The organism is Nocardia sp. NBC_01009 (assembly GCF_045208035.1).
In the GTDB taxonomy this organism is placed as follows: Bacteria; Actinomycetota; Actinomycetes; order Mycobacteriales; family Mycobacteriaceae; genus Nocardia.
On record NZ_CP108695.1, the window covers coordinates 8,089,926 to 8,112,309 of the forward strand.

At 67.0% G+C, this 22,384-nt stretch carries 19 protein-coding genes; 6 read left to right on the forward strand and 13 right to left on the reverse strand.

Going from position 1 to position 22,384, the window contains the following annotated elements:
- Positions 1 to 387: 387 nt before the first annotated feature.
- The gene (locus OHA42_RS36605) at positions 388 to 1,815 is read right to left on the reverse strand and encodes an acyl-CoA synthetase (protein ID WP_406232803.1); all 1,428 of its coding nucleotides are present in this window, start codon (positions 1,813 to 1,815) and stop codon (positions 388 to 390) included.
- A 154-nt stretch (positions 1,816 to 1,969) separates the two neighbouring features.
- On the opposite strand from OHA42_RS36605, the gene OHA42_RS36610 reads away from it, so the two are divergent.
- Positions 1,970 to 2,827 (forward strand): oxygenase MpaB family protein, encoded by an 858-nt coding sequence (locus OHA42_RS36610; protein WP_406232805.1) that lies wholly within the window; start codon positions 1,970 to 1,972, stop codon positions 2,825 to 2,827.
- Positions 2,828 to 3,047: 220 nt separating this feature from the next.
- On the opposite strand, the gene OHA42_RS36615 is transcribed toward OHA42_RS36610, so the two are convergent.
- Positions 3,048 to 3,680 (reverse strand): TetR/AcrR family transcriptional regulator, encoded by a 633-nt coding sequence (locus OHA42_RS36615; protein WP_328405711.1) that lies wholly within the window; start codon positions 3,678 to 3,680, stop codon positions 3,048 to 3,050.
- A 196-nt stretch (positions 3,681 to 3,876) separates the two neighbouring features.
- Here OHA42_RS36615 and OHA42_RS36620 point away from each other — a divergent pair, with 196 nt between their 5' ends.
- Both OHA42_RS36620 and OHA42_RS36625 read left to right on the forward strand, forming a co-directional pair.
- Positions 3,877 to 4,758, forward strand: coding sequence for an oxygenase MpaB family protein (locus tag OHA42_RS36620; protein ID WP_406232807.1), 882 nt, complete (start codon positions 3,877 to 3,879; stop codon positions 4,756 to 4,758).
- A gap of 109 nt (positions 4,759 to 4,867) precedes the next feature.
- A complete protein-coding gene (locus OHA42_RS36625; RefSeq protein ID WP_406232808.1) occupies positions 4,868 to 5,737 on the forward strand; it encodes an oxygenase MpaB family protein in 870 nt (289 codons plus the stop codon).
- Positions 5,738 to 5,781: 44 nt separating this feature from the next.
- On the opposite strand, the gene OHA42_RS36630 is transcribed toward OHA42_RS36625, so the two are convergent.
- The 6 genes from OHA42_RS36630 to cofH all read right to left on the reverse strand — a co-directional run bounded on the left by OHA42_RS36630 (position 5,782) and on the right by cofH (position 13,221).
- Positions 5,782 to 6,732 (reverse strand): proline dehydrogenase family protein, encoded by a 951-nt coding sequence (locus tag OHA42_RS36630; protein WP_406239854.1) that lies wholly within the window; start codon positions 6,730 to 6,732, stop codon positions 5,782 to 5,784.
- A gap of 4 nt (positions 6,733 to 6,736) precedes the next feature.
- The gene (pruA, locus tag OHA42_RS36635; RefSeq protein WP_406232810.1) at positions 6,737 to 8,374 is read right to left on the reverse strand and encodes an L-glutamate gamma-semialdehyde dehydrogenase; all 1,638 of its coding nucleotides are present in this window, start codon (positions 8,372 to 8,374) and stop codon (positions 6,737 to 6,739) included.
- Positions 8,375 to 8,444: 70 nt separating this feature from the next.
- Positions 8,445 to 8,780 carry a hypothetical protein gene (locus tag OHA42_RS36640; RefSeq protein ID WP_406232812.1) on the reverse strand — a complete coding sequence of 112 codons (336 nt, stop codon included), beginning with the start codon at positions 8,778 to 8,780 and terminating at the stop codon, positions 8,445 to 8,447.
- Positions 8,781 to 8,948: 168 nt separating this feature from the next.
- Complete coding sequence (gene dapC, locus OHA42_RS36645) at positions 8,949 to 10,055, reverse strand: succinyldiaminopimelate transaminase (protein ID WP_406232814.1); 1,107 nt, start codon at positions 10,053 to 10,055, stop codon at positions 8,949 to 8,951.
- 9 nt (positions 10,056 to 10,064) lie between these two features.
- Positions 10,065 to 10,388: a ferredoxin gene (fdxA, locus tag OHA42_RS36650; RefSeq protein WP_328405725.1), complete on the reverse strand. Its 324-nt coding sequence runs from the start codon at positions 10,386 to 10,388 to the stop codon at positions 10,065 to 10,067.
- 157 nt (positions 10,389 to 10,545) lie between these two features.
- Positions 10,546 to 13,221, reverse strand: coding sequence for a 5-amino-6-(D-ribitylamino)uracil--L-tyrosine 4-hydroxyphenyl transferase CofH (cofH, locus tag OHA42_RS36655; protein ID WP_406232816.1), 2,676 nt, complete (start codon positions 13,219 to 13,221; stop codon positions 10,546 to 10,548).
- A gap of 144 nt (positions 13,222 to 13,365) precedes the next feature.
- Here cofH and OHA42_RS36660 point away from each other — a divergent pair, with 144 nt between their 5' ends.
- The 3 genes from OHA42_RS36660 (at position 13,366) to OHA42_RS36670 (ending at position 17,479) form a co-directional block, all read left to right on the forward strand.
- The gene (locus OHA42_RS36660; protein ID WP_406232817.1) at positions 13,366 to 13,863 is read left to right on the forward strand and encodes a PH domain-containing protein; all 498 of its coding nucleotides are present in this window, start codon (positions 13,366 to 13,368) and stop codon (positions 13,861 to 13,863) included.
- Positions 13,860 to 15,467 carry a PH domain-containing protein gene (locus OHA42_RS36665; RefSeq protein WP_406232819.1) on the forward strand — a complete coding sequence of 536 codons (1,608 nt, stop codon included), beginning with the start codon at positions 13,860 to 13,862 and terminating at the stop codon, positions 15,465 to 15,467. The genes OHA42_RS36660 and OHA42_RS36665 overlap by 4 nt, the downstream gene beginning before the upstream one ends.
- A 173-nt stretch (positions 15,468 to 15,640) precedes the next feature.
- Positions 15,641 to 17,479 carry an APC family permease gene (locus tag OHA42_RS36670; protein WP_406232821.1) on the forward strand — a complete coding sequence of 613 codons (1,839 nt, stop codon included), beginning with the start codon at positions 15,641 to 15,643 and terminating at the stop codon, positions 17,477 to 17,479.
- A gap of 80 nt (positions 17,480 to 17,559) precedes the next feature.
- On the opposite strand, the gene OHA42_RS36675 is transcribed toward OHA42_RS36670, so the two are convergent.
- The 5 genes from OHA42_RS36675 to OHA42_RS36695 form a co-directional block, all read right to left on the reverse strand.
- Positions 17,560 to 18,003, reverse strand: a complete 444-nt coding sequence (locus OHA42_RS36675; protein WP_406232822.1) for a hypothetical protein — start codon at positions 18,001 to 18,003, stop codon at positions 17,560 to 17,562.
- Positions 18,000 to 18,158 (reverse strand): hypothetical protein, encoded by a 159-nt coding sequence (locus tag OHA42_RS36680; RefSeq protein WP_328405737.1) that lies wholly within the window; start codon positions 18,156 to 18,158, stop codon positions 18,000 to 18,002. The genes OHA42_RS36675 and OHA42_RS36680 overlap by 4 nt, the downstream gene beginning before the upstream one ends.
- Positions 18,159 to 18,188: 30 nt before the next feature.
- A complete protein-coding gene (locus OHA42_RS36685) occupies positions 18,189 to 19,655 on the reverse strand; it encodes an amino acid permease (protein WP_406239856.1) in 1,467 nt (488 codons plus the stop codon).
- 78 nt (positions 19,656 to 19,733) lie between these two features.
- Positions 19,734 to 20,609, reverse strand: coding sequence for an N-acetyl-1-D-myo-inositol-2-amino-2-deoxy-alpha-D-glucopyranoside deacetylase (gene mshB, locus OHA42_RS36690; protein WP_406232823.1), 876 nt, complete (start codon positions 20,607 to 20,609; stop codon positions 19,734 to 19,736).
- A complete protein-coding gene (locus OHA42_RS36695; RefSeq protein ID WP_406239858.1) occupies positions 20,606 to 22,372 on the reverse strand; it encodes an ABC transporter family substrate-binding protein in 1,767 nt (588 codons plus the stop codon). The genes mshB and OHA42_RS36695 overlap by 4 nt, the downstream gene beginning before the upstream one ends.
- Positions 22,373 to 22,384 lie beyond the last annotated feature (12 nt).

The window sequence follows — 22,384 nt, forward strand, 5'->3', positions numbered from 1 at the left end:
GAGGTCAATACCGAAATGCCCCGGTTCACCCGGCGCTCAGTCCCGCGGCCGCGCTGCGCGGTATCCGTCGGTGCGGCTTATTCCGCGGTCTGCAGCCGCCATCTCCGCTCGATGTTCCGCAGCAGCGGCGGGTATACGAGCAGATGCCGCAGCGGTGAGATGCCGAGCATGCTGTCGGTCCAGACGATCGGTGGACCGCTGACCGCACTGCGGCGCTGGCATCGGCTGCGTGAGGCCGGACTACAACTGCCCCTCCGCCCGGCCGCCGAGGTGGCCGCCCAGACCGGGTTCGCCGATCAGCCGCACCTGATCCGCACCATGGTCGCGCTGTGCGGCCGCACCCCCCGGGTCGTCGGACGCCCGATTGGCCTGAGGCGTCGACGGCGCTCACCCGAGCAGTTTCTTCTGCACCTTGCCCATGGCATTGCGCGGGAGCGTCGCCACCACCCGAACCTCGCGTGGCCGCTTGTGCACCGAGAGCTGCTCGGCCACGTGCTCGATGAGCGCCTTCTCGATGGAATCCGTTGCCGCGCTGCGCAGTACGACATAGGCGACGATGCGCTGACCGAGGTCGGCGTCGGGAAGTCCGACGACGGCGACCTCCGCGACCTCGGGATGCCCGAGCAGCGCGGTCTCCACTTCGCCCGCGCCGATGCGGTAGCCGCCGGACTTGATGAGGTCGACCGATTCCCGGCCGACGATGCGGTGGAAGCCGTCGGCGTCGATGGCCGCGACGTCGCCGGTCTTGAACCAGCCGTCGTCGGTCCAGCATTCGGCGGTCGCCTCGGGCCGGTCGAGGTAGCCGTCGAAGACCATCGGCCCCTGCACCTGGAGCCCGCCGATGCTTTCGCCGTCGTGCGGGACGGGCACACCCGATTCGTCACGGATCCGGGTTCGCACGCCCGCGACCGGGACGCCGACCCAACCGGGTCGTCGCTCGCCGTCGGCCCGCGTGGACAGCGTGATCATTGTTTCGCTCATGCCATACCGTTCGATCGGTGCGTGGCCGGTGAGCTCGCGCAGCCGCTCGAACACCGGCACCGGCAACGGCGCACTGCCAGAGACGAGCAGGCGTGCCTTCGCCAATTGCCGTGCCGCATCAGGATCCTCGGCGATGCGCGACCACACCGTGGGTACACCGAAGTACAGCGTGCCCGGCGCGTCCGCGTATGCCTGCGGGGTCGGCTTGCCGGTGTGGATCAGCGGGCTGCCCACGCGCAGTGGGCCCAGCACCCCGAGGATCAGTCCGTGCACGTGGAACAGCGGAAGCCCGTGCACCAGAACGTCGTTCGCGGACCACGCCCAGGCGTCGGCGAGGGCGTCGAGCCCGGCCGCGATGGCGGCGCGGCTGAGCACAACGCCCTTGGGCAGGCCGGTGGTCCCTGAGGTGTAGAGCACGAATGCCGCTGCGGCAGGATCGGGTTCGGGGTAGGTGTGCCACGAGCGGGCATGAACGCGGACCGGCACCACCGGCAGCATCGTCCCGGCAGGCGCCTCCCCCAGCCACGCCTGGGCTCCCGAATCGTTCAGCATGTGCTCGAGCTCGGCGATCCCGGCGTCCGGTGGCACCGGAACGACGGTGACCCCGGCGATGAGGCAGCCGACCACCGCGAGCACGGTGCCGACGGTCGGCTTGGCCAGCACCGCGACTCGCTCCGCACGGGCGATACGTTCGGCCACCGAGGTCGCCGCACCGAGTAGGTCGCTGCGCGACAGCGTCACGCCGTCGATGGTGACCGCATCGGGGATGTCCTCCCCGGCGGCGACCGCGAGCGGATTCAGGGACCGAAGCAGCAGGGGCGCACCGAACGACATTCGCTCACGCTACTTCGGCGGCGCACGAACCTGTCGCACCGCCCGGCGTGGCCGCGCCGATCACAGCTCGATGAACCTGTGCGCGGCTGTTGACACGCCCATGAGGCAGTGAGAACGTTGATCCATATCCTTCTCAGCAACGAGAACGGGGTCGATGATGACCAGCCCGCTTGGCGCACCCACCCACTCGTCGACGCAGCCCGAGAAGTTCGACGTCGGGCAGTATCTCGACGGGTCCGCCGCGTTCTTCGGCGCCGCCGCGAACGTCATCATGCAGCTCAGCACTCGACCGGTCGGCTATGGCGTAGTCGAGAGCACCGTCGACAGCGGCAAGATCATGCTGCACCCGATCAAGCGGACCAGAACCACGCTCACCTACCTCGCCGTCGCCATGCTCGGCGATGACGACGAGCGCGCGGCCTATCGCGACGCCATCAACCGCTCGCACAAACCGGTGCACTCGACCGCGAACAGCCCGGTGAAGTACAACGCCTTCGACCCGAAACTGCAGTTGTGGGTGGCCGCCTGCCTGTATTGGGGGGCTCGCGACCTCTACGAGCGCATGCACGGCCCGATGGACGACACCGTCGCCGACGCGTTCTATCGGCACGCCGAACGACTGGGTAGCACCTTGCAGATGCGTTCGGACCTGTGGCCCGCCAACCGGTCCGCGTTCGATTCTTACTGGACGGAGAACCTGGCGAAGACGACCATCGATCCCCCGATCCGCGAATACTTCTGGGAGATCGTCGATCTGAAGATGTTCCCGCGCCCGGTGCAGCTGACCTTCGGCCGATTGCACCGCTGGGTGACCACCGGACTACTGCCCCCACATCTGCGCGCTGAAATGGGTATGACCTGGAGTGCGCGCGACGACATAGCGCTGGCCAGGCTGCTGCACACGGTCGGCGCCATCGAAGGCCGAATGCCGAAGCAGATCAAGACTTTTCCGGTCAACGCCTTCCTATGGGACATGCGCATCCGGCGACGGCTCGGCCTGCGCCTGGCCTGAGTCCCGGGTGGCCGGACGATCCAGGCGGCTGCCTCGCCTTCGCTCGGCCCGGCGCGGCTGCGGTCGGACTACGTCCGGCTGCGCCTATCAGGCGGCTGCCTCGCCTTCGCTCGGCCCGGCGCGGCTGCGGTCGGACTACGTCCGGCTGCGCCTATCAGGCGGCTGCCTCGCCTTCGCTCGGCCCGGCGCGGCTGTCGGCGGACTTCGTCCGACAGTGCCATCAGGTGACACGGAACGAGACGACGACGTGGTCGCGCGCGAACTTCCGCGCTGCCACATCGTCACCCAGCGGAATGACCGTCTGCGGCGTGAGCGCCAGCGAAACCGCCGTCCGCGCAATCATTTCGGCGAGCGGCTCCGGGTCGTAGTCGGGCAGCTTGCCTTCGCCCTGGAGCCGAGTGATGAATTCGGCGAGATAGTCGCGACCCATTTCGATGACCGGAGCACCCTTGACCGTGAGGTACGGCAGCACGATCTCCGGCTCGGTCTTCAGCAGCCGGTCCAGTAATTTGTTGCCGCGCAACCCGTTCAGGAAGGCGACGAACAGCTCGACGATCTGATCCTCGGCGCTCGCGTCCCGATCGACCTGCCGCTGCAGGGTGGCGTCCACCTCGTCGATGAACTGACGCGCTTGACGCAACCCGACCGCTTGGATGAGATCGGACTTGCTGGCAAAACGCCGATAGAGGGTCGCGAGCGAGAGCCCGCACCGCCGGGCCACCTCGACCATGCTGGTGCGCTTGATGCCGAAATCCAGGAATGCCAGCAGGGCGGCGTCGAGCACCCGCGCTTGATTGCGGTCCTCGGGGCCGGTACTGCGCACCAACGCCAACAGTCTGGTCAGCCTCGCCATGTCCCCACCCCTATCCACGTCGGTGAAACGATGACACCAACAGCATTGCATGCCATCATCGGCGATTGGGTACTAACTCGTCATCGCGCGCGGGCAGTGATCGACACTACGTCGAGGCAATGAGAAGATTTAAGACAAATCTTCTCATCAGTTGGCTCGCAGCAGTGCGGATGGACACAGAAAGACGAGGTCAACGATGACCGCCCCCTTGCACAACGACGGCCACGGGTCGGACCCGGACCGCGCCCGATCGTCGGTTCCGCCATTCACTCCGGAGACCATCGGCGCACACCTGGACGGCATCGCCGCCTTTCTCGGCGGCACCGCCAACGTGATCATGCAGCTGAGCCTGCGCCCCGTCGGGCGCGGCGTACTGGAGAGCACGGTCGACAGCGGCAAGGTCACGCTGCACCCGATCAAACGCCTGCGCACCACCCTGAGCTATCTCGCCGTCGCACTCATGGGCACCGACGAGGAACGCGCACGCTACCGGGCCGCAATCGACGAATCGCATCGACCGGTCCGGTCGGGCGCGTCGAGCCCGGTGGCATACAACGCCTTCGACCCGACGCTGCAACTCTGGGTGGCCGCCAGCCTCTACTGGGGCATCGACGACCTCTACACGCGCATGCGCGGGCCGATGGATCCCGACACCGCCGAGGCCTTCTATCAATACTGCGCCCGACTCGGCACCACGCTGCAGCTGCGGCCGGAAATGTGGCCGGCCAACCGCGCGGCGTTCCAGAAGTACTGGGACGAGAACCTGGCCACCCGCTCGATCGAGCCCGAGCTGCGCGACTATTTCAACGACCTGATCGATCTGAAGATGATGCCGCGACCGGTTCAGCGCAGCTTCGCCGGACTGCAGCGCTTCGTCGTCGCAGGCCTGCTACCGCAGCACCTGCGCGACGAGATGCACCTGACCTGGTCCGACCGTGATCAGCGCCGATTCGACCGGTTGCTGCGGGGCATCTCGGCGGTACAGACCCGACTGCCGAAGCCGGCACGGCTGTTCCCACTGAACATCTACCTCTACGACCTGCGCAGACGGATGCGCCGAGGCACACCACTGGTGTGAGACCACCCGGACTACCGATTGACACTCTCCGCGAGTCGATGAGAAGGTGAGCACTCAAAGCTCTCACCGTTCAACCATCGCACCGCGATCAGGAAAGACGAGGCCAACGATGACCCCGCCCCTTCGCGCAACGACGCCCGAACCGACCCTGCGCTGCCGCTACGGCACGGCCGACGACTTCGCCATCGACGAGATGTGGAGCGGCGTCGCGGCCTTTCTCGGGGGCACCGCCAACGTCATCATGCAGCTGAGCCTGAAGCCCGTCGCCTACGGCGTCATGGACAGCACGGTCGAGACGGGCCGGGTCGATCTGCACCCGTGGAAGCGACTGCGCACCACGCTCACCTATCTGGCGGTCGCGATGATGGGTACCGAGGAGGACCGCGCGGTTTATCGAGAGGCCGTCAACCAGTCGCACCGCCCGATCCACTCCGAGCCGGGCGCGGCGGTCAAATACAACGCCTTCGACCCGAAACTGCAGCTGTGGGTGGCCGCCTGCCTCTACTGGGGCGTCGTCGATCTCGAGGAACGACTGCACGGCCCGATGGACGAGGACACCGCGGCGGTGTTCTATCAGTACGCCGCCCGGTTCGGCACCACGCTGCAGATGCGCAGGGAGATGTGGCCCGCCGACCGAAAGGCGTTCGCGGAGTACTGGGACACCAATCTGGCAACCAAGACCATCGACGCACGCACCCGCGCCTATTTCGACCATCTCATCGACCTGAAGATGACCCCCCGGCCGCTGCGGGTCTTCGCACCGTTCCAGCGGTTCGTGGCCACCGCCCTGCTGCCACCGCAGCTGCGCGACCAGATGCGCATGACCTGGACCGCACGGCACAACCGGCTCGCGGTCGTGCTGCTGCGCGCCATCGGGGCCGTACACGGCCGACTTCCGAAGCAGGCCAGGCTCTTTCCGATGAATGCCTTTCTCTATAACATGCGCAGGCGGCATCGTCTCGGTAAGCCGCTGCTCTGATCGACCGATCTCCCGCGGCGCGACCGAGCGACCGGAGCACTGCGTCAGGAATCACCGGCCAGCGCGCGGAGGAAGAACGCCAGGTTCGCCGGACGCTCGGCAAGGCGGCGGGTGAGATAGCCGTACCACTGGTCGCCGTAGGGCACATACACCCGCATCGCGGTGCCCGCGGCGGCCAACCGCAGCTGCTCGGTGTCGCGAACGCCGTACAGCATCTGCTGCTCGAATCGGTCTGTGCCCCGACCGGTTTCGACAGCGAGCTGCTGGGCAGCAGTGATGAGCACCGGATCGTGTGACGCCACCATCGGGTAGCCGGCGCCGCGCATCAAGGTGTCGAGGCAGCGCAGGTAGGAGTCGGTGACCTCGGACGCGCGTTGGAAGGCGACGGCACGCGGTTCACGATAAGCGCCCTTGCACAGCCGGATTCGCAACTCGGCACCCGACAGCTCCCGGCAGTCGGCCTCGGTGCGGTACAGGTAGGCCTGCAATACCGCGCCGAGCCAGGGGAATTCGGCACGCACGGCATGTACTGTCGCCAAGGTCGCATCGGTGGTGGTGTGGTCCTCGGCGTCGACGGTGACCCACACGCCCGCCTGCCCGGCCTTGGCGCACAGGATGCGCAGATTCTCGGTGGCGGTCGCGGGTCCGTCGTCGGGCAACGCCTGACCGAGCGCGGACAGTTTCACCGACACCTCGATCCGCGCGGCCGCGCCGCTGCGGCCGTCGTCCAAGACCGCGAGATCATTGATCAACGAAAGATATTCCGCGAGCGTGGCATCCGCCTGAGCACGGTCGGTGGTGTTCTCACCGAGGAAGTCGACACTGATCATCCGACCACTGCCCAGTAGTCCCCGCACCACCGGGATCAGCTCGTCGCGGGTTTCCCCGGCCACGAACCTCCGCACGATGTTCGCCGTGACGGGAATCCCGGTGAGCATTCGCTTCATCCGCGGCGACCCCGCCGCGGCGAGAATGGCAGGCCGCAGCGGATTCATCACGCTACGCCTCCGCCATGTGCGGATACCGATAGTCCGTCGGCGGCACGAAGGTCTCCTTGATGGTGCGCGGCGACACCCACCGCAGCAGGTTCAGTGGCGACCCGGCCTTGTCGTCGGTGCCGGAGGCGCGGGCGCCGCCGAAGGGCTGCTGGCCGACCACCGCACCGGTGGGCTTGTCATTGATATAGAAATTGCCCGCCGCGAATCGCAGTGCGGCGGAGGCTTGTTCGATGGCGTGCCGGTCCTGGGCGAACACCGCACCGGTCAGCGCGTACGGCGCCGCCGATTCCACCTCGGCGAGGATGGCCGGATAAGCCCCGGGTTCGGCGTCGTCGTAGACATGCACCGAGAGGATCGGCCCGAAGTATTCGGTGGCGAACGACTCGTCGCGCGGATCGTCCACCAGCAGCACCGTCGGCCGCACGAACCACCCTTCGCTGTCGTCGTATGCACCGCCCGCCGGGATGGCGATGCCTGCCGCCCGTGCTCGCTCGATGGCGGTCACGTTCTTGTCATAGGCGCGTCGATCGATCAGCGCGCCACCGAAGTTCGACAGGTCGGTCACATCGCCGTAGGTCAGTTCCCTGGTCAGCGTCAGGAAGTCGTCACCCATCACGCGCCACACGGATCGGGCGATATAAGCGCGTGAGGCGGCCGAACACTTCTGCCCCTGATACTCGTAGGCACCTCGAATCAGCGCGGTGCGCAATGCCTCCGGATCGGCAGACGGGTGCGCGACGATGAAGTCCTTGCCGCCGGTCTCACCGACCAGCCGCGGATACCCTTGGTAACGGCCGATATTGGCGCCCACCTGTCCCCACAGGTGCTGAAAGGTCTTGGTGGATCCGGTGAAGTGGATGCCGGCCAGCCGCGGATCGGCCAGCGCCACTTCGGAGGTCTCGACGCCGCTGCCGGTCACCATATTGATCACCCCGGGCGGCAGGCCCGCCGCCTCGAGCAGCCGCATCGTGTAGAACGCCGACAGTGTCTGCGCCGAAGACGGTTTCCACACCACGGTATTGCCCATCAGCGCGGGCGCAGTCGGCAGATTCCCGGCGATCGCGGTGAAATTGAACGGGGTTATCGCGCAGACGAAACCTTCCAGCGGCCGGTAGTCGAGCCGATTCCACACCCCCGCACTCGACTCCGGCTGCTGCTGCAGAATCCCGCGCGCGAATGCCACATTGAACCGCCAGAAGTCGACCAGTTCGCACGGCGCGTCGATTTCGGCCTGCTGGACCGTCTTCGACTGACCGAGCATGGTCGCGGCGGCGATGGTTTCCCGCCACGGCCCCGCGAGCAGATCGGCGGCTCGCAGGAAGATGGCGGCCCGCTCGTCGAACGGCAACGTGCGCCAGCCGGGCGCGGCGGCCATCGCCGCTTCGATCGCACCGCGCGCTTCGGAGTGGGTGGTATCGGTGTAGGTCCCCAGCACCTGGCGGTGTCGATGCGGTGCGACGATCGGGTGCCGCTGCCCGATGCCAGGCCGATGTTTACCCCCGATCACCAGCGGCACATCCACGGAGTCCGCGGAGATCTCGGCGAGTTCGGCAACCAGCGACTCCCGCTCACGACTACCCGGCGCGTAGGAATGCACCGGCTCATTGCCGGGGGTGGGGACAACCGTGACAGCGTCCATAAACCAGGCTAACGCCGTTCGTCGATGATCGCGCGTGACCACGAGCCGTGTCGGCGAGCCGCGATGGCCGTCAGCACGGCGCCCGCTCCCACCACTGTTCGCTGGCCTGCTCGAAGGTGCGGTTCGGCCAAGAGACCTCCACCGACACCGTGTCGGGAAACCTCGTGCCGCGCGCCCGCGCGGGCAAGGTGAACGGGGCGGCGGCATCGAGCGGCTGGAACACCAGCACACTGGCGTGGTCCCCGATCGGCCGCGCACCGACCTGCGTCGTCTTGGCGACGAGGTAGGCGCCGACCGCATCGCCGCTCGCGTATTCGGAGAACCACACGATCAGTCCGTCCTGGTGGGTGCAGGCGATCTGCCGCAGCGGGACCGGATCACCCGGTTCGGCAGTGGGCACTGCCACCGCGGAACAGCGCGCACCCCGCCAGGCCGTTCCATTCGGGTTCGGCGGTATCAGCTGGGGGAATGCCTACACGATGGACTGCTCGGCACCCCACACCGGCGGCGCGGGCAACCGGTGCGGGCGCACGTACCATCCGGTCGACCGGAATCCCGTGCGGCAGAAGATGTTTCAGGCAGTCAGTCGCTGCGCCGCCGCGGCGACCCGCTCGTCGGTAGCGGTGAGCGCGATCCGCACGTGTTCGGCCCCGGAGGGTCCGTAGAAGTCACCGGGTGCGGCGAGGATGCCGCGGTCGGCCAACCAGTCCAGGGTGGCGCGGCACGATTCACCGCGAGTCGACCACAGGTACAGGCCGGCCTCCGAGTGATCGATACGGAAACCCGCCGCCAACAAGGCATTCCGCAATACCGCACGCCGCGCGCGGTAGCGCTCGCGCTGCTGCGCCTCGTGGGTGTCGTCACCGAGTGCGGCGGTCATCGCCGCCTGGATCGGGAAGGGGACCATCATGCCCGAATGCTTGCGCACCTCGAGCAGCTCGGCGACCAGTGCGGGATCGCCCGCCACGAAACCGGCGCGGTAACTGGCCAGGTTCGAGGTCTTCGACAACGAGTGGATGGCGAGCAAGCCGGTGTGGTCGCCGTCGCACACCTCGTGGTCGAGCAGGGACACCGCCCGGCCCTCCCAGGTCAGACCGAGGTAGCACTCGTCGGAGGCCACGATCGCACCGCGCTCGCGGGCATAGGCCACCACCTTGCGCAGGTGCTCGACGCCGAGCACGCGTCCGGTCGGATTCGACGGTGAGTTCACATAGATCAGCGCGGGTGATTGCGGGCCGAGCTGCGTCAGCCCGTCCGCCCGTGCGATCTGCGCTCCGGCCAGCAGCGCACCCACCTCATAGGTCGGGTAGGCGACCTCCGGAATAACGACGAGATCGTCGCCACCGAGACCGAGCAGCCGCGGCAGTCCCGCGATCAATTCCTTGGTGCCGATCGCGGGCAGCACGGCCGCCGGATCGATGCCGGTGATGCCGAAGCGTCGTTTGAGTGCGTCGACCGCGGCGGTGCGCAGCTCGAGCGTGCCGTGGGTGGTCGGGTAGCCGGGAACCTCGGCCACCGAGCTCAGCGCGGCGCGGATCAGCGGGTCGACCGGGTCGACCGGAGTTCCGACCGAAAGGTCGACGATCCCGCCGGGATACGCCGCCGCCTTCGCTTTTACCGAAGCAATGGTGTCCCAAGGGAAATCCGGCAGCAGACTGCTGACCCGGCCACGCGATGACACGTTACGAACTCACTCACTCGCCATGGGGGGCAGTTCTTTGATGAACGCCGGGTCGTAATCCACCTTGCCGACCTTCGTCGCGCCCCCGGGCGAACCGAGCTCGTCGAAGAAGTCGACGTTGGCGTTCACGTACCCGACCCACTGGTCCGGAGTGTCGTCTTCGTAGAAGATCGCCTCCACCGGGCACACCGGTTCACATGCACCACAGTCCACGCACTCGTCGGGATGGATGTACAGCATGCGACCACCCTCGTAGATGCAATCCACGGGGCATTCCTCGATGCATGCCTTGTCCTTCACGTCAACGCACGGTTCAGCGATGATGTACGGCACTGCCGCTCTCCTAGTCTGTCCTCACCTGCGGGGATAGTCCGCCCAGCGTCACACTATCCCGGCAGCCCAGGTTACTCCGGGTCAGTCTGCCCTAACTAACTTGGTTCCGCACACCACGGAACCCAAGTTGCGTCCGCGTCGTTGCGGCTCCTCGGAACTATCCCACCGACAGCGGCAGGACCGACATCTTGTGTTGCGGGACACCATAGGTGGTGGTGCGCTCGCGGACCGGGCGGCCGATGCCTTCGGCGATCTCGGTGAGTTCCGCGACCGTTTTGGCCGAGCCGTGCTGGGAGCCGGCCATGCGAGAGATTGTCTCCTCCATCAACGTACCCCCCAAATCGTTCGATCCACCGTTGAGCATCATTCTGGTGCCTGCTGTGCCGAGTTTCACCCAGCTGGTCTGGATGTTATCGATCCGGCCGTGCAGCATGATCCGCGCCAATGCGTGGGCGGCGCGGTTGTCCCGAATCGTCGGTCCCGGACGCGCCGCGCCCGCCAGGTACAGCGGTGAGCTCTGGTGCACGAAGGGCAACAGCACGAATTCGGTGAAACCACCTGTCTCGTCCTGGATTCCGCGCAGCACCCGCAGGTGCCCCACCCAGTGCTTCGGGTTGTCGACGTGGCCGTACATCATCGTGGAGCTGGAGCGCAGACCCACCTGGTGGGCGGTCGTGATCACCTCGATCCACGCCGAGGTCGGCAGTTTGCCCTTGGTGAGCACCCAGCGCACCTCGTCGTCGAGGATTTCCGCGGCCGTGCCGGGAATGGTGTCGAGCCCGGCCTCCTTCAGCGCGACCAGCCAGTCACGAATGCTCTGCCCACCTCGGGAAGCGCCGTTGACGATCTCCATCGGACTGAAGGCGTGCACGTGCATGGACGGCACCCGCTGCTTGATCGCCCGCACCAGATCGGCATAACCGGTGACCGGCAGTTCGGGGTCGATGCCGCCCTGCATGCAGATCTCGGTGGCGCCGTCGACGTGCGCCTCCCAGGCCCGGTCGGCAACCTCGTCCATGCTCAGGGTGAACGCATCGGCATCCCCCTTACGCTGGGCGAACGCGCAGAAACGGCAGCCGGTGTAGCAGATATTGGTGAAGTTGATGTTCCGGTTCACCACGTAGGTGACCTCGTCGCCGTTGACATCACGGCGCAGCTGGTCGGCCAGTGCCGCCACCGCCTCGAGCGCGGGTCCCTCGGCGGTCGCCAGCGCCAGATACTCGGCGTCGGTGAGGCCGGCCGGGTCGTGCTCGGCCGAACGCAACGCGGCGAGCACCTCGGAATCGAGTCGCTCCGGCGCCGTGACCGCGAGATCGCGCGCCTGCTCCCGAACGGTGTCCCAATCGCCGAAAGCGCCGACGACATCGGTGTCGGATCGGCGGCCTTCACGGGTCCCTTCGTGGTTACGCGGGCTGCCACCTCCGGGCCCGTCGCTCACGCCGCGGCCGAGCGCGGAATCGCTTCGGGTCTCGGTGATACGTCCGTCGGTGTCGATCGAGGTGTTCAGATCCACCCGTCCGGCCGACTCCCAGGACTCGTCCGGCTCCTGCCATGGCAGTCCGACCGGCATCGCATCCGGCTTCGCCAGGCCGGTGGCCGGATCGGTGAGCGCGGCAACGTGCGCACCGATGCGCGGGTCGACCCACGGGTTGCCCGCCCGCACATACTTCGGGTGCGCCGAGGTGCGTTCCACGAGCTGGTAACCGGCGGCCTCGGTGATCTCGCGCAGGGTGTCCAGGTTCGGCCACGGCCGCTCCGGGTTCACGTGGTCCGGGGTGACCGGCGATACGCCGCCCCAGTCGTCGATGCCCGCATCGATCAGCGCCAGGCATTCCTCGTGCGACACCAGATTGGGCGGCGCCTGCACCGGAACGTCGGGGCCGAGCAGCAGCCGCGTCACCGCGATGGTGGCCCGGAACTCCTCGAGCCCCGCGTCGGGGACATCGCGCATGGCGGTGTCGTCCTTGGCGCGGAAGTTCTGGATGATCACTTCCTGGATGTGCCCGAAAGCCTTGTGCTGCTTACGGATCGCCATGATCGACTCGGCCCGCTCGGACAGCGTCTCGCCGATGCCGACCAGGATGCCGGTGGTGTAGGGCACCGAGAGCCTGCCCGCATCGGTGATGGCGCGCAGCCGGACGGCGGGATCTTTGTCCGGACTTCCGTAGTGGCACTGGCCTTTTTCGGTGAACAGCCGGGTGGAGGTGGTCTCCAGCATCATGCCCATCGACTGCGCGACCGGCTTGAGCCTGGAGATTTCCTCCCACGACATGACGCCGGGGTTCAGATGCGGCAGCAGCCCGGTCTCCTCCAGCACCATGATCGATACGGCGCGCAGATAGTCCAGGGTGGAGTCGTAGCCGCGCTCATCGAGCCACTGCGCGGCCTCAGGCCAGCGGTCTTCCGGTCGATCACCGAGGGTGAACAACGCCTCTTTGCAACCGAGCGCAGCACCCTGGCGAGCGATGTCGAGAACCTCGTCGGGCTCCAGGAACATGCCCTTGCCCTCGGCGCGCAGCTTGCCGGGCACGGTGACGAAGGTGCAGTAGTGACACTTGTCCCGACACAACCGGGTCAGCGGAATGAACACGTTGCGCGAATAGCTGATGGTCTTCGGCCGACCCGCCGACTCCAGCCCGGCGTCGCGAACCCTGGCCGCACTCCGACTCAGATCGACCAGGTCTGCGCCGCGCGCGTGCAACAGCACAGCGGCTTCGTCGACATTGAGCGTCACGCCGTCGCGAGCCCGCCGCAGCGCGCGGCGCATGGCCGACGGCGTTGGCGGTGCGGGCGGGACACTCGGGGTCGCTAGCTCGATCACGCCCTCGATCATGCGCTAATCATCCCGGACTGTCTCCCTCCAGTGCTTGTGACCGTTGCCAACTGCACGATGGAGCGCACTATTCCTTTGCTGCGCCGCGGGTTTATTCCCGCAGGCCGAAGCGCTTCGGGACGAGTTCATGCAACCATGTCAAGCATGTCGCAGCCGCGCACGATCATGGCCGATCCGGCCTGGCGCCCGAGCCCCAAAGCGAAACTCTTGTGGACCCTCCAGGCCGCGATAGCCTGGATCATTCCGGTGGTCGCTCTGGTCGTCTGGGTGCTCGTCGACTCGGAACACCGCGCGGCACAGCTTGCGGTGTTCGCCGTGACAGCGGTGCTCGCACTGGTCAGCATCGGTGTGGTGCCGCTATGGAGGTATGCGGTGCATCGGTGGGAGGTCACCGACGAAGCCGTCTACACCCGGGTCGGTTGGCTGACCCAGGAGAGCCGGGTCGCGCCGATCTCCAGAGTGCAGACAGTGGACACCGAGCGCGGGCCGTTGGAGCGGCTGCTCGGCCTTGCCACAGTGACCGTGACGACCGCCTCATCGGCGGGAGCGGTGCAGATCTCCGCACTCGACCTGCCGGTGGCCGAGCAGACCGTCACACGGCTGGCCGAAATCGCGGCACTACACCGCGGCGACGCGACATGACCGAGCCGGTGCTGCCCGCGGCGGCCGGACCCGAGCCACACCCGGATCAACCGTGGCTGCGGCTCGACAAGCGAATGCTGCTGGTGCACCCCGTCACCGAGGTGGTCAAGTTCATCCCGGTATTGATCGGTTCGGTGATCCTCGGCACAAGCAGCGGCAATCACGGGTGGAGCGTCATCACGCTGGCGCTGATCGTGGGATTCGCGCTCACCCGCTGGTTCACCACCACCTACCGGGTCGGCCCGACCCATATCGAGTTGCGCACCGGATTGATTCAACGCAAGAAGCTCTCGGTGCCGCGCTCACGGATCCGCTCGGTCGATATCGAGGCCGACCTGCTGCACCGGGCCCTCGGGTTGGCGGTACTCGCGATAGGCACCGGTCAGCACGCGGAATCGGGGGAGAAATTCAAACTCGACGCGTTGGACGCACGGGTGGTGCCGGGGCTACGCGCCGCCCTGCTCGCACACACCGCCACCGCGAGCGCGTCGAACGCTGTTGCCGGATCGCCGGTTCCGCACTCCGCATACCCGGCGGACATCATCCGAAAGGGGCTGCCGGAGAACGCATCCGGCGATCTGTCGACACCGCGCAGCGCCAGGGAGATCGGACACTGGCACGCGAGTTGGGTGCGCTATGCACCGCTGTCGCTGACCGGGTTCGCGATCATCGCACCCGTCGTGGGTCTGGCGTTCCAGTTCGGGCTCGGCCAGACGCTGTTCAACTCGAATGCGGTGCACAATATCGAGGACGGCAGCACCGTCTTCCTCGCGGTCGCCGGTGTGCTGCTGTTGGTCGCGATCGTCATCGTGGTCAGCCTCACCTCCTGCGCCCGTTATCTCACAACATATTTCGGCCTGCGCGTGCTCGATGACGGTCGCACCCTGCAGCTGCGCCGCGGGCTGTTCACCACCCGCCAGACCACCCTGGACCGCGCCCGCTTCCGCGGCGCCACCGTCAACGAGCCGCTGCTGCTGCGCCTGGCGGGGGCCGGCGAACTCGAAGCCATCATGGTCGGCGACAACCCGCGTCAGAAGATCCTGCCGCAGGCTCCGCGCGCGGCCGTCGAGCACACGCTGGCGCAACTGCTCGCGCCCCGCGCAGCCGGGGCGGAGGTCGGACCGAGCGAGCTCGGCACCGCACCGCTGGCCGCGCACGGACCGGTCGCCCATCGGCGCAGGCACTCACGGGCCTTGCTGCCGGTCCTGCTCATCGTGATCGCCCTGCTCATTGTTTCCCTTGCGGGAGTGGAGTATTCGGCGTGGTGGTGGCTACTGCCCGCCGTCATGGCGATCATCGCCACCGCCTTGGCCGAGGACCGGTACCGCGGCCTCGGCCACGCTGTCCTAGCGGCCACCGACAGCAGCCCCACCTGGCTGATCACCCGTGCGGGTTCACTCGACCGGGACCGCGACTGCCTGGAAGCCCCCGGTGTCATCGGCTGGACCGTCCGCCAATCCTTTTGGCAACGCCGTGCGGGGGTGGCCAGCGTTGTCGCCGCATCCGCCGCAGGCAAGAAGCGCTACCTCGTGATCGATATCCCGCTCGACCGAGCCTGGCCCCTCATCGATTCGGTCACCCCGGGTCTCCTCGGCGCCCGCTGAAGCCGGTCGGCGCCGCACGGCGCCCTGGGTGGCGTGAGTGCTCACCTGCCGGGGGCTACCGGCACCGAGCCTGCCCGACCGACTGACCCGGTAGCGCCCATTAGGTGGCTTTGGCGCGGTTTCGGTAGTGTCGCTAAGCGGTTGCCACGTGTGGTCCGCGTTGAATGGGTCGTGTGGTCGAGACGGTGCGGTCGGAGTCGCAGGAGCCTCGGATAGTCGATCGCCGAATGCGGCGGCACCAGCGCGGCGACAAGTATCGGCTGACCGCGATCGGCGGGCTGGCGGCGTTGTCGCTGGATGCGTTGTCCAGTGTGGCTTACGGGCCGGAAGCGATCGTGCTGGTGCTCATCGCGGCGGGCGCGGCGGCAGTCTCGTGGACGCTGCCGGTTTCGCTGGCGATCGCGGTGCTGTTGCTGGTGCTGGTTCTTTCTTACCGTCAGGTGATCGCGGTGCATCCGGACGGCGGTGGTTCCTATGCGGTGGCGAAAAAGGATCTCGGTCGTGGCGCCAGCCTGCTTGCGGCGGCCGGCCTGGTCATCGACTACGTGCTCACCGTCGCAGTGAGCCTCGCCGCCGGTGCGGCCAGCCTGGCGAGCGCGTTTCCGGTGCTGGCGGATCATCTGCTGCTGATCACGCTGATCGGGCTCGCGGTGCTGACTGTGATCAACCTGGTTGGGGTGGCCGAATCGGCGAAAGTGCTGATGGGACCGACGCTGCTGTTCATCGTCGCAATCTTCGCGGTGATCGTGGTCGGACTGGCGCGCCCGGAGCCGGTAGCCGTCATCGGCGTCGACCGCGGACCGATCGTGCCGATCGACGCCATCGGGATTGTGCTGTTGCTCAAGGCATTCTCCGCAGGCTGCTCAGCACTGACCGGGGTCGAGGCGATCGCCAACGCAGTGCCGGCGTTCCGGACGCCGGCGGTGCGACGAGCCCAGCACACCGAGGTCGTCTTGGGCGTGCTGCTGTGCGGGATGCTGCTCGGTCTCGCCGTGCTGATCCGCCAGCATCACACGGTTCCGCGCGATGACGTCACCCTGCTCGCGCAGCTGTCGGCAGCGGCGTTCGGCACCGGCTGGCCGTTCTACGTCACCAACCTTGCCGTCACCTTGGCGCTGTGCCTCGCCGCGAACACCAGCTTCGGCGGCCTGCCGGTGCTGCTTTCGCTGCTGGCGAAGGACCACCGAGTCGCGCACCTGTTCGCCTTGCGCTCGGAACGGCCGGTGTTCCGTTACGGCGTCGGTGCGCTTGCGGTGGTAGCCGCAACCGTGCTGATCATTGTGGATGCCGAAACCCACCGGCTGCTGCCGGTGTATGCGGTCGGCGTCTTCATCGGCTTCACCATCAGCCAAACCGGGCTGGTCCGGCATTGGCGCGCACAACGCGGAACCGGGTGGGTTGCGCGCGCCGCACTCAATGGCTTCGGGGCCATTCTCACCGCGGTGGCCGCCGTGGTCTTGCTTGCCGAGAAATTCACCGAGGGCGCGTGGCTGCTGGTGATCATCGTGCCCGCGTTGATCATTCTGTTCGCCCGCACCGAAAGCTATTACGGCAGTGTCGCAGAACAGCTCAGCCTCGGCCGAATTCCCGCGCTCCCACCGCAATCCCCCGACCTGGAGCCCATGCTGATCGTGGTCCCGGTGGTCGCGGTCAGCGAGGTCGCCGCACGCGCGCTGCGCACCGCCCAAGCAATGAACGGCGAAATCGTCGCCGTCGCAGCGGAAATCGACTCGGCCTCCACCCGTCGCCTCAGCCGCCAATGGAAAGAGTGGGACCCCGGCGTCCCCCTCACTGTGCTGCCGTGCCCACACCGCAGCCTGGTCACCACACTCGTCGGGTACGTCCGCAACCAAACCCGCTATGGCCGCCAGGTGATGGTCCTACTGGCCCAGGTGGAGGCCCACCGCTGGTGGCAGCGACCACTGCACAACCCGCGCGGCCCTGTCCTCGCCGCCGCTCTGCGCGCCCGCACCGACGCCGTCATAGCCACCCTCGCGGTGCGACTGGATTGACGGGTCCGACAACGCGCCCTCGGTCCGCGGGCGGAGGTCGGCCGAAGCGTGACTCGTATCGCCAACGGCGGCAGCAATACTCAGCGACTACCGAACAGCCCCGCATTGAGCCGGAAGTACAGATACCCGAGCGGCGGCACCAACCCGCAGAACAAGAGAAGTGCTGTGCGCCAATCGCTTCCGAGCATGATGTCGCCGCCGGGCCCGGTCACCGAGCACAGCAGGAAGCCGAAAGTCCATGCGGCAATGGGCAGGATCGCGAACCCGACGCGGGTGGTCACCGCGCGAACGCCCATGACAAGCAGCACGTTGATCACACCGGCCAGCACGGCGGAGAGCGGGAACGCCACCGAGTCGAGGTAGGTCGGCAGGTAGAGCACCTCGAGGGCGAGGGTGATCAACGCATCGAGCACCAGCAGGGTGATGATCACCGGCGCCAGGGACTCCAGGCCCCACTGCGGCTTGCCATGGCCCGACCGTGCCGCGGCACGATCGTCGGCACTGTGGTCGACGGCTGCCCTCACGCGACCGGAGGGAAGCCGAGGAGGGTCAACAGATGGCTCTGCATATCGACGAACGCGTACAGCACCGACATATAGATGTCGTGCTGTTGCTGCGCGCCGGGACGCAGGCTGTCCACGAAGCCCGCGATCGCGTTCTGCAGGTCCCAGTTATACATAAATATCGAGTCTATTCCGGCCGCGTCGGTTCAGTCACCGTCGATCGGAATGTTGGCCACCACCGGATATTCACCGGTATAGCCCCTGCGTTCCTCGGCGATCGCGAGCACTCGCTTGCGGGCCGCGAACCAGCCGATGATCAGCGCCGGAATGATCAGCACCAGCGAGGCGACGGTCCACGTGCCCACCGGATAGTCACAGCCGGTGAGGACCACCACGAAGAACAGGAAGGCCAGCGTGGCCAGGCCGGTGTAGGGCGCGCCGAACATCTGGAACGCCGGCCGCTGCAGCTTGCCCTGCTTGGACCAGCGCCACAGTTGCAGCTGGGCGAGCACGATGGTGGCCCAGGAGGCGATGATGCCGAGCGAGGCCAGGTTCAGCACGATCTCGAAGGCACTGTCGGGCACGATCCCGTTCAACGCGATGCCGCACAGCGCAATCAGGCTGGTGAGCAGGATGCCGCCGTAGGGAACGCCGTTGCGGCCCATCACGCCGGTGAATTTCGGGGCACTGCCGTTCATCGACATCGACCGCAGAATGCGACCTGTCGAATACAGACCCGCGTTCAGGCTGGAGAAGGCCGCGGTGAGCACGACGAGGTTCATCACGCTGCCGATGCCCGGCACGCCGAGCAAAGTGAAGAAGGTGACGAACGGGCTCTCCTTGGCGGTGTAGCTCGTGTAGGGCAGCAGCAGCCCGAGCAGCACCAGCGAACCGACGTAGAAAATCGCGATGCGCAGGATCACCGAGTTGATGGCGCGGGGCATGATCTCGGCCGGGTTCTCGGTCTCCCCCGCCGCGGTGCCGACCAGCTCGACGGCGGCGTAAGCGAACACGACGCCGGAGGTGACCACGACCAGCGGCAGGATCCCGGTCGGGAACAGGCCGCCGCTTTCGGTGATCACGCTCGTTCCGGTCGGGTTGCCCTGCACGGTGAACCGGCCGAGCAGGAAGATCGTGCCGACGATCAGGAAGGCGCTCAGCGCGAATACCTTCACCAGCGCGGCCCAGAATTCCATCTCGCCGAACCACTTCACCGACATCAAATTGACGCCGAGCACGAGCACCAGCGCGATGAGTGCGAGCAGCCACTGCGGGATATGTGAAAATCCTGCCCAATAGTGAAAATACTGAGCAATCGCCGTGGTGTCGGCGATCCCGGTCATGGACCAGTTCAGAAAGTACATCCAGCCCGCGACGAACGCTGCCTTCTCACCGAAGAACTCGCGCGCGTAGGAAACGAAAGAGCCCGACGAGGGCCGGTGCAGCACCAGCTCACCGAGCGCGCGCAGAATGAAGAATACGAAGATACCGCACACCGCATACACCAGAAAAAGACCTGGTCCGGCACTCTCGAGCCGCCCGCCCGCACCCAGAAACAGGCCGGTGCCGATGGCGCCGCCGATGGCGATCATCTGTAGCTGACGTGGCTTGAGACTCTTGTGGTATCCGTCGTCTTCGATGTTGAGGTGAGCCTTGTCACCGACCGCTGTCATGAACTGCTGAGCCTCCACGTCAATGTCCGAAATCACGAAGACGGTACCCGGCGCATCAATCCCGCGTTACAGCAACCCTCAGGCAATACCGGTGAACAGGTCGTGTTCGCGCCCATCGGGGCCGACGACGCCACGTTGCCCGCGCACGAGCACGTAGTGCTCCTCCGGCAGCACCGGCTGCGCGACATTATTGGAGAGCGCGAATTCCCGACCCGTCGGCGCCACCACCACTTGCGTTGCATGTGCCCGCAGCGCGGCGCGCTTGGCCGCGAGCGAATCGGACACGTCGATCGTCGTGGTCACCGTGTGGCTCGGCACGCTGGCGAGCTCCCCAACCGAGGGAAGCAGCCAGCCGGGCGGCAACGCGCCAGGCAACCCCTCGACCGTGCGGCGCGCGAGGACTTCGGTATGCAGGCGCAGCATCTCGTCATCGGTGACGGTCCAATAGAACTTCGGAGTGTCCCAACCTCGGTCGGCAGCCGCATGCACCGCCGCTGTGGTGATCTGGTGGGCCCGAATGTGGTCGGGGTGGCCGTAGCCGCCCCGGGGGTCGTAGCCGATCACCACCCGCGGCCGCAGCTCGAGCAGCACCTCGGTCAGCGCGTCCACGGCTTCGATGCCGGAGTGGATGAAGGCGCGTGGATTCTCCGCCGCCGCAGTGCCCGCCATGCCGGAGTCACGCCAGCGGCCTGCGCCGCCCAGGAAACGCGGCGGTCCCGCACCCAGCGCGGCGAGCGCCCCGGTGAGTTCCAGCACCCGGTAGCCACCGAGTTGGTCGGCGCGGTCGGCAGTCAGCTGCGCCCACTGGTCGCCGATCACTTCGCCCTCTTCACCGAGGGTGCAGGTCACCACCGTGACCGGCACCCCCCGCCGGCGGTAGTGCGCGATCGTGCCCCCGGTGGTGATGGATTCGTCGTCCGGGTGGGCGTGGACAAGCAGCAACCCACCGGTCACGGGATCCTGCGCCACATCGCCGCGTCACCGAAGATGCCGACCTGGATGGCGCCACTGAGGGAAGCACCGTCGACCCGAGGACCCGAGGCGGCAACCACGTTGTCCTGCACGATCGGCAGCACCGTGGCCAGACCCCACAACTTGGGCTCGGCGTCGGCGAGCACTCGGCCCACTTCGATGCCACGCAGCGCCTCGTCGATCGCGGGCTGCAGCGTGGGGTCGCAGACACCCGACACATTGCTCGGCGCCTTCTTGGCCGCTTCGGCGGTGGCCTGCGAATTCCCGTTGCTTGCGGGATTTTCCACGGGCGGGCAGCCGTAGCGCGAGGCGAGCACGGTGGCCGGGTCCGAGCCCGCGACCTCCCAGCCGACGATCGCGTCGACCGCACCTTCCGTCAGATCCTTGCCGTACAGGGTGTCCGAGGTGACGCTGCGCACGCTGGCATCTATTCCGGCACTGCGTAATTGATCTGCCGCCGTATTTGCCACCGCGATGGCGGTGGCGTCACCGGTGGCCGCGCCGATTCGAATCGCCAGCGCCTTACCGTTTTTCGCGAGCGGACGCGGACGCGGCGCCGGTGAGGTCGGCGATGTGACCGGCGGCGGTTCCGGCGCCCGACCGTAGCCGACCTCGCCGAGCAGCGCGAAGGCTTCGTCCGCGGTGGGCCGCGGTGGCGCGGTGGGTGTGTAGCCGGGGTCCGACGGGGTAAGGATCTGCGCGCGCACCGGCTCAACCCAGCCGCCGGTCTGCGCGCCGACAGTGGCGAGCAGAGCCGGATCGAGCAGCGCGAGCACTCCGCGACGGATCCGGGGATCACCGAGATCGCCACTGCGCCCGTTCAATACGAACTGCAGCTCGCGCGACTGGGGCATGATCGCGGTGCGCACCGAAGCGATCGCCGCCAGCTGCGCCTGGGTCGCGACACCGCCGTGCACCAGCGTCATCTGGGCGTCGCCGGTGCGCAGCGAATCGGCGAGCTGTGCGGGAGTTCCGCCGCGGCGCAACAGGATCTGATCAGGAGCAGCGGGCGTGCCCCAGTACCTGTCATTGCGTTCGAGGAGGATCTCGTCGCGACCCCGGTCGACCGATTTGATGTCGAAGTTGCCGCCCGACACCGGGATTCGCTCGACAAGTCCGTTGGCGAAGCCACCGGGCACATCCTTGACCAGATGCGAGGGCAGCAGGTTCGAGAACAGCTCACGCCAGGCCGGATACGGCGCGGTCAACGTCACGGTGACGGTTTTGCCGCCACCAGAGGAACTCACATCCGAGATGAGCCGATAGCCCGCGGGATCGACGACGCCGGGCTGGGTGATCATCTGCTGCCAGAGGAACCGGAAGTCCTCTGCGGCGATCGGCGCACCATCCGACCAGTTCGCCTGATTGCGCAGCTGATAGGTGATGGTGAAGGGCTCCTGCGTGGTGACATCGGCCGACACCACCAGCGCCGTGTCCGGCACCCACTCGGTGGCACCGGGCACAGCAGGACTCGGCACCGGACGAAACGGACTCGGCAGCACCATCGAACTCACCGCCGCTGTGGCAGGTGACTGATCGGACCGCAGGTGCGGGTTGAAACCGATCCCGATGTCGTCGATCGCCACCACGACAGTGTTCTTGCCAGGTTTCGCCGGCGTCGTCTTGGGACTGTCGGTGCTTTCGATCGGAGGTGGCGGATTCGCGGTGCAACCAGCGCCCACCGTGATGGAGATGGCCGCGATAACCAGCGCTGCGCGCACCCTTGCACGTCGTCTTGCCGCCAAGCTCACGATCCG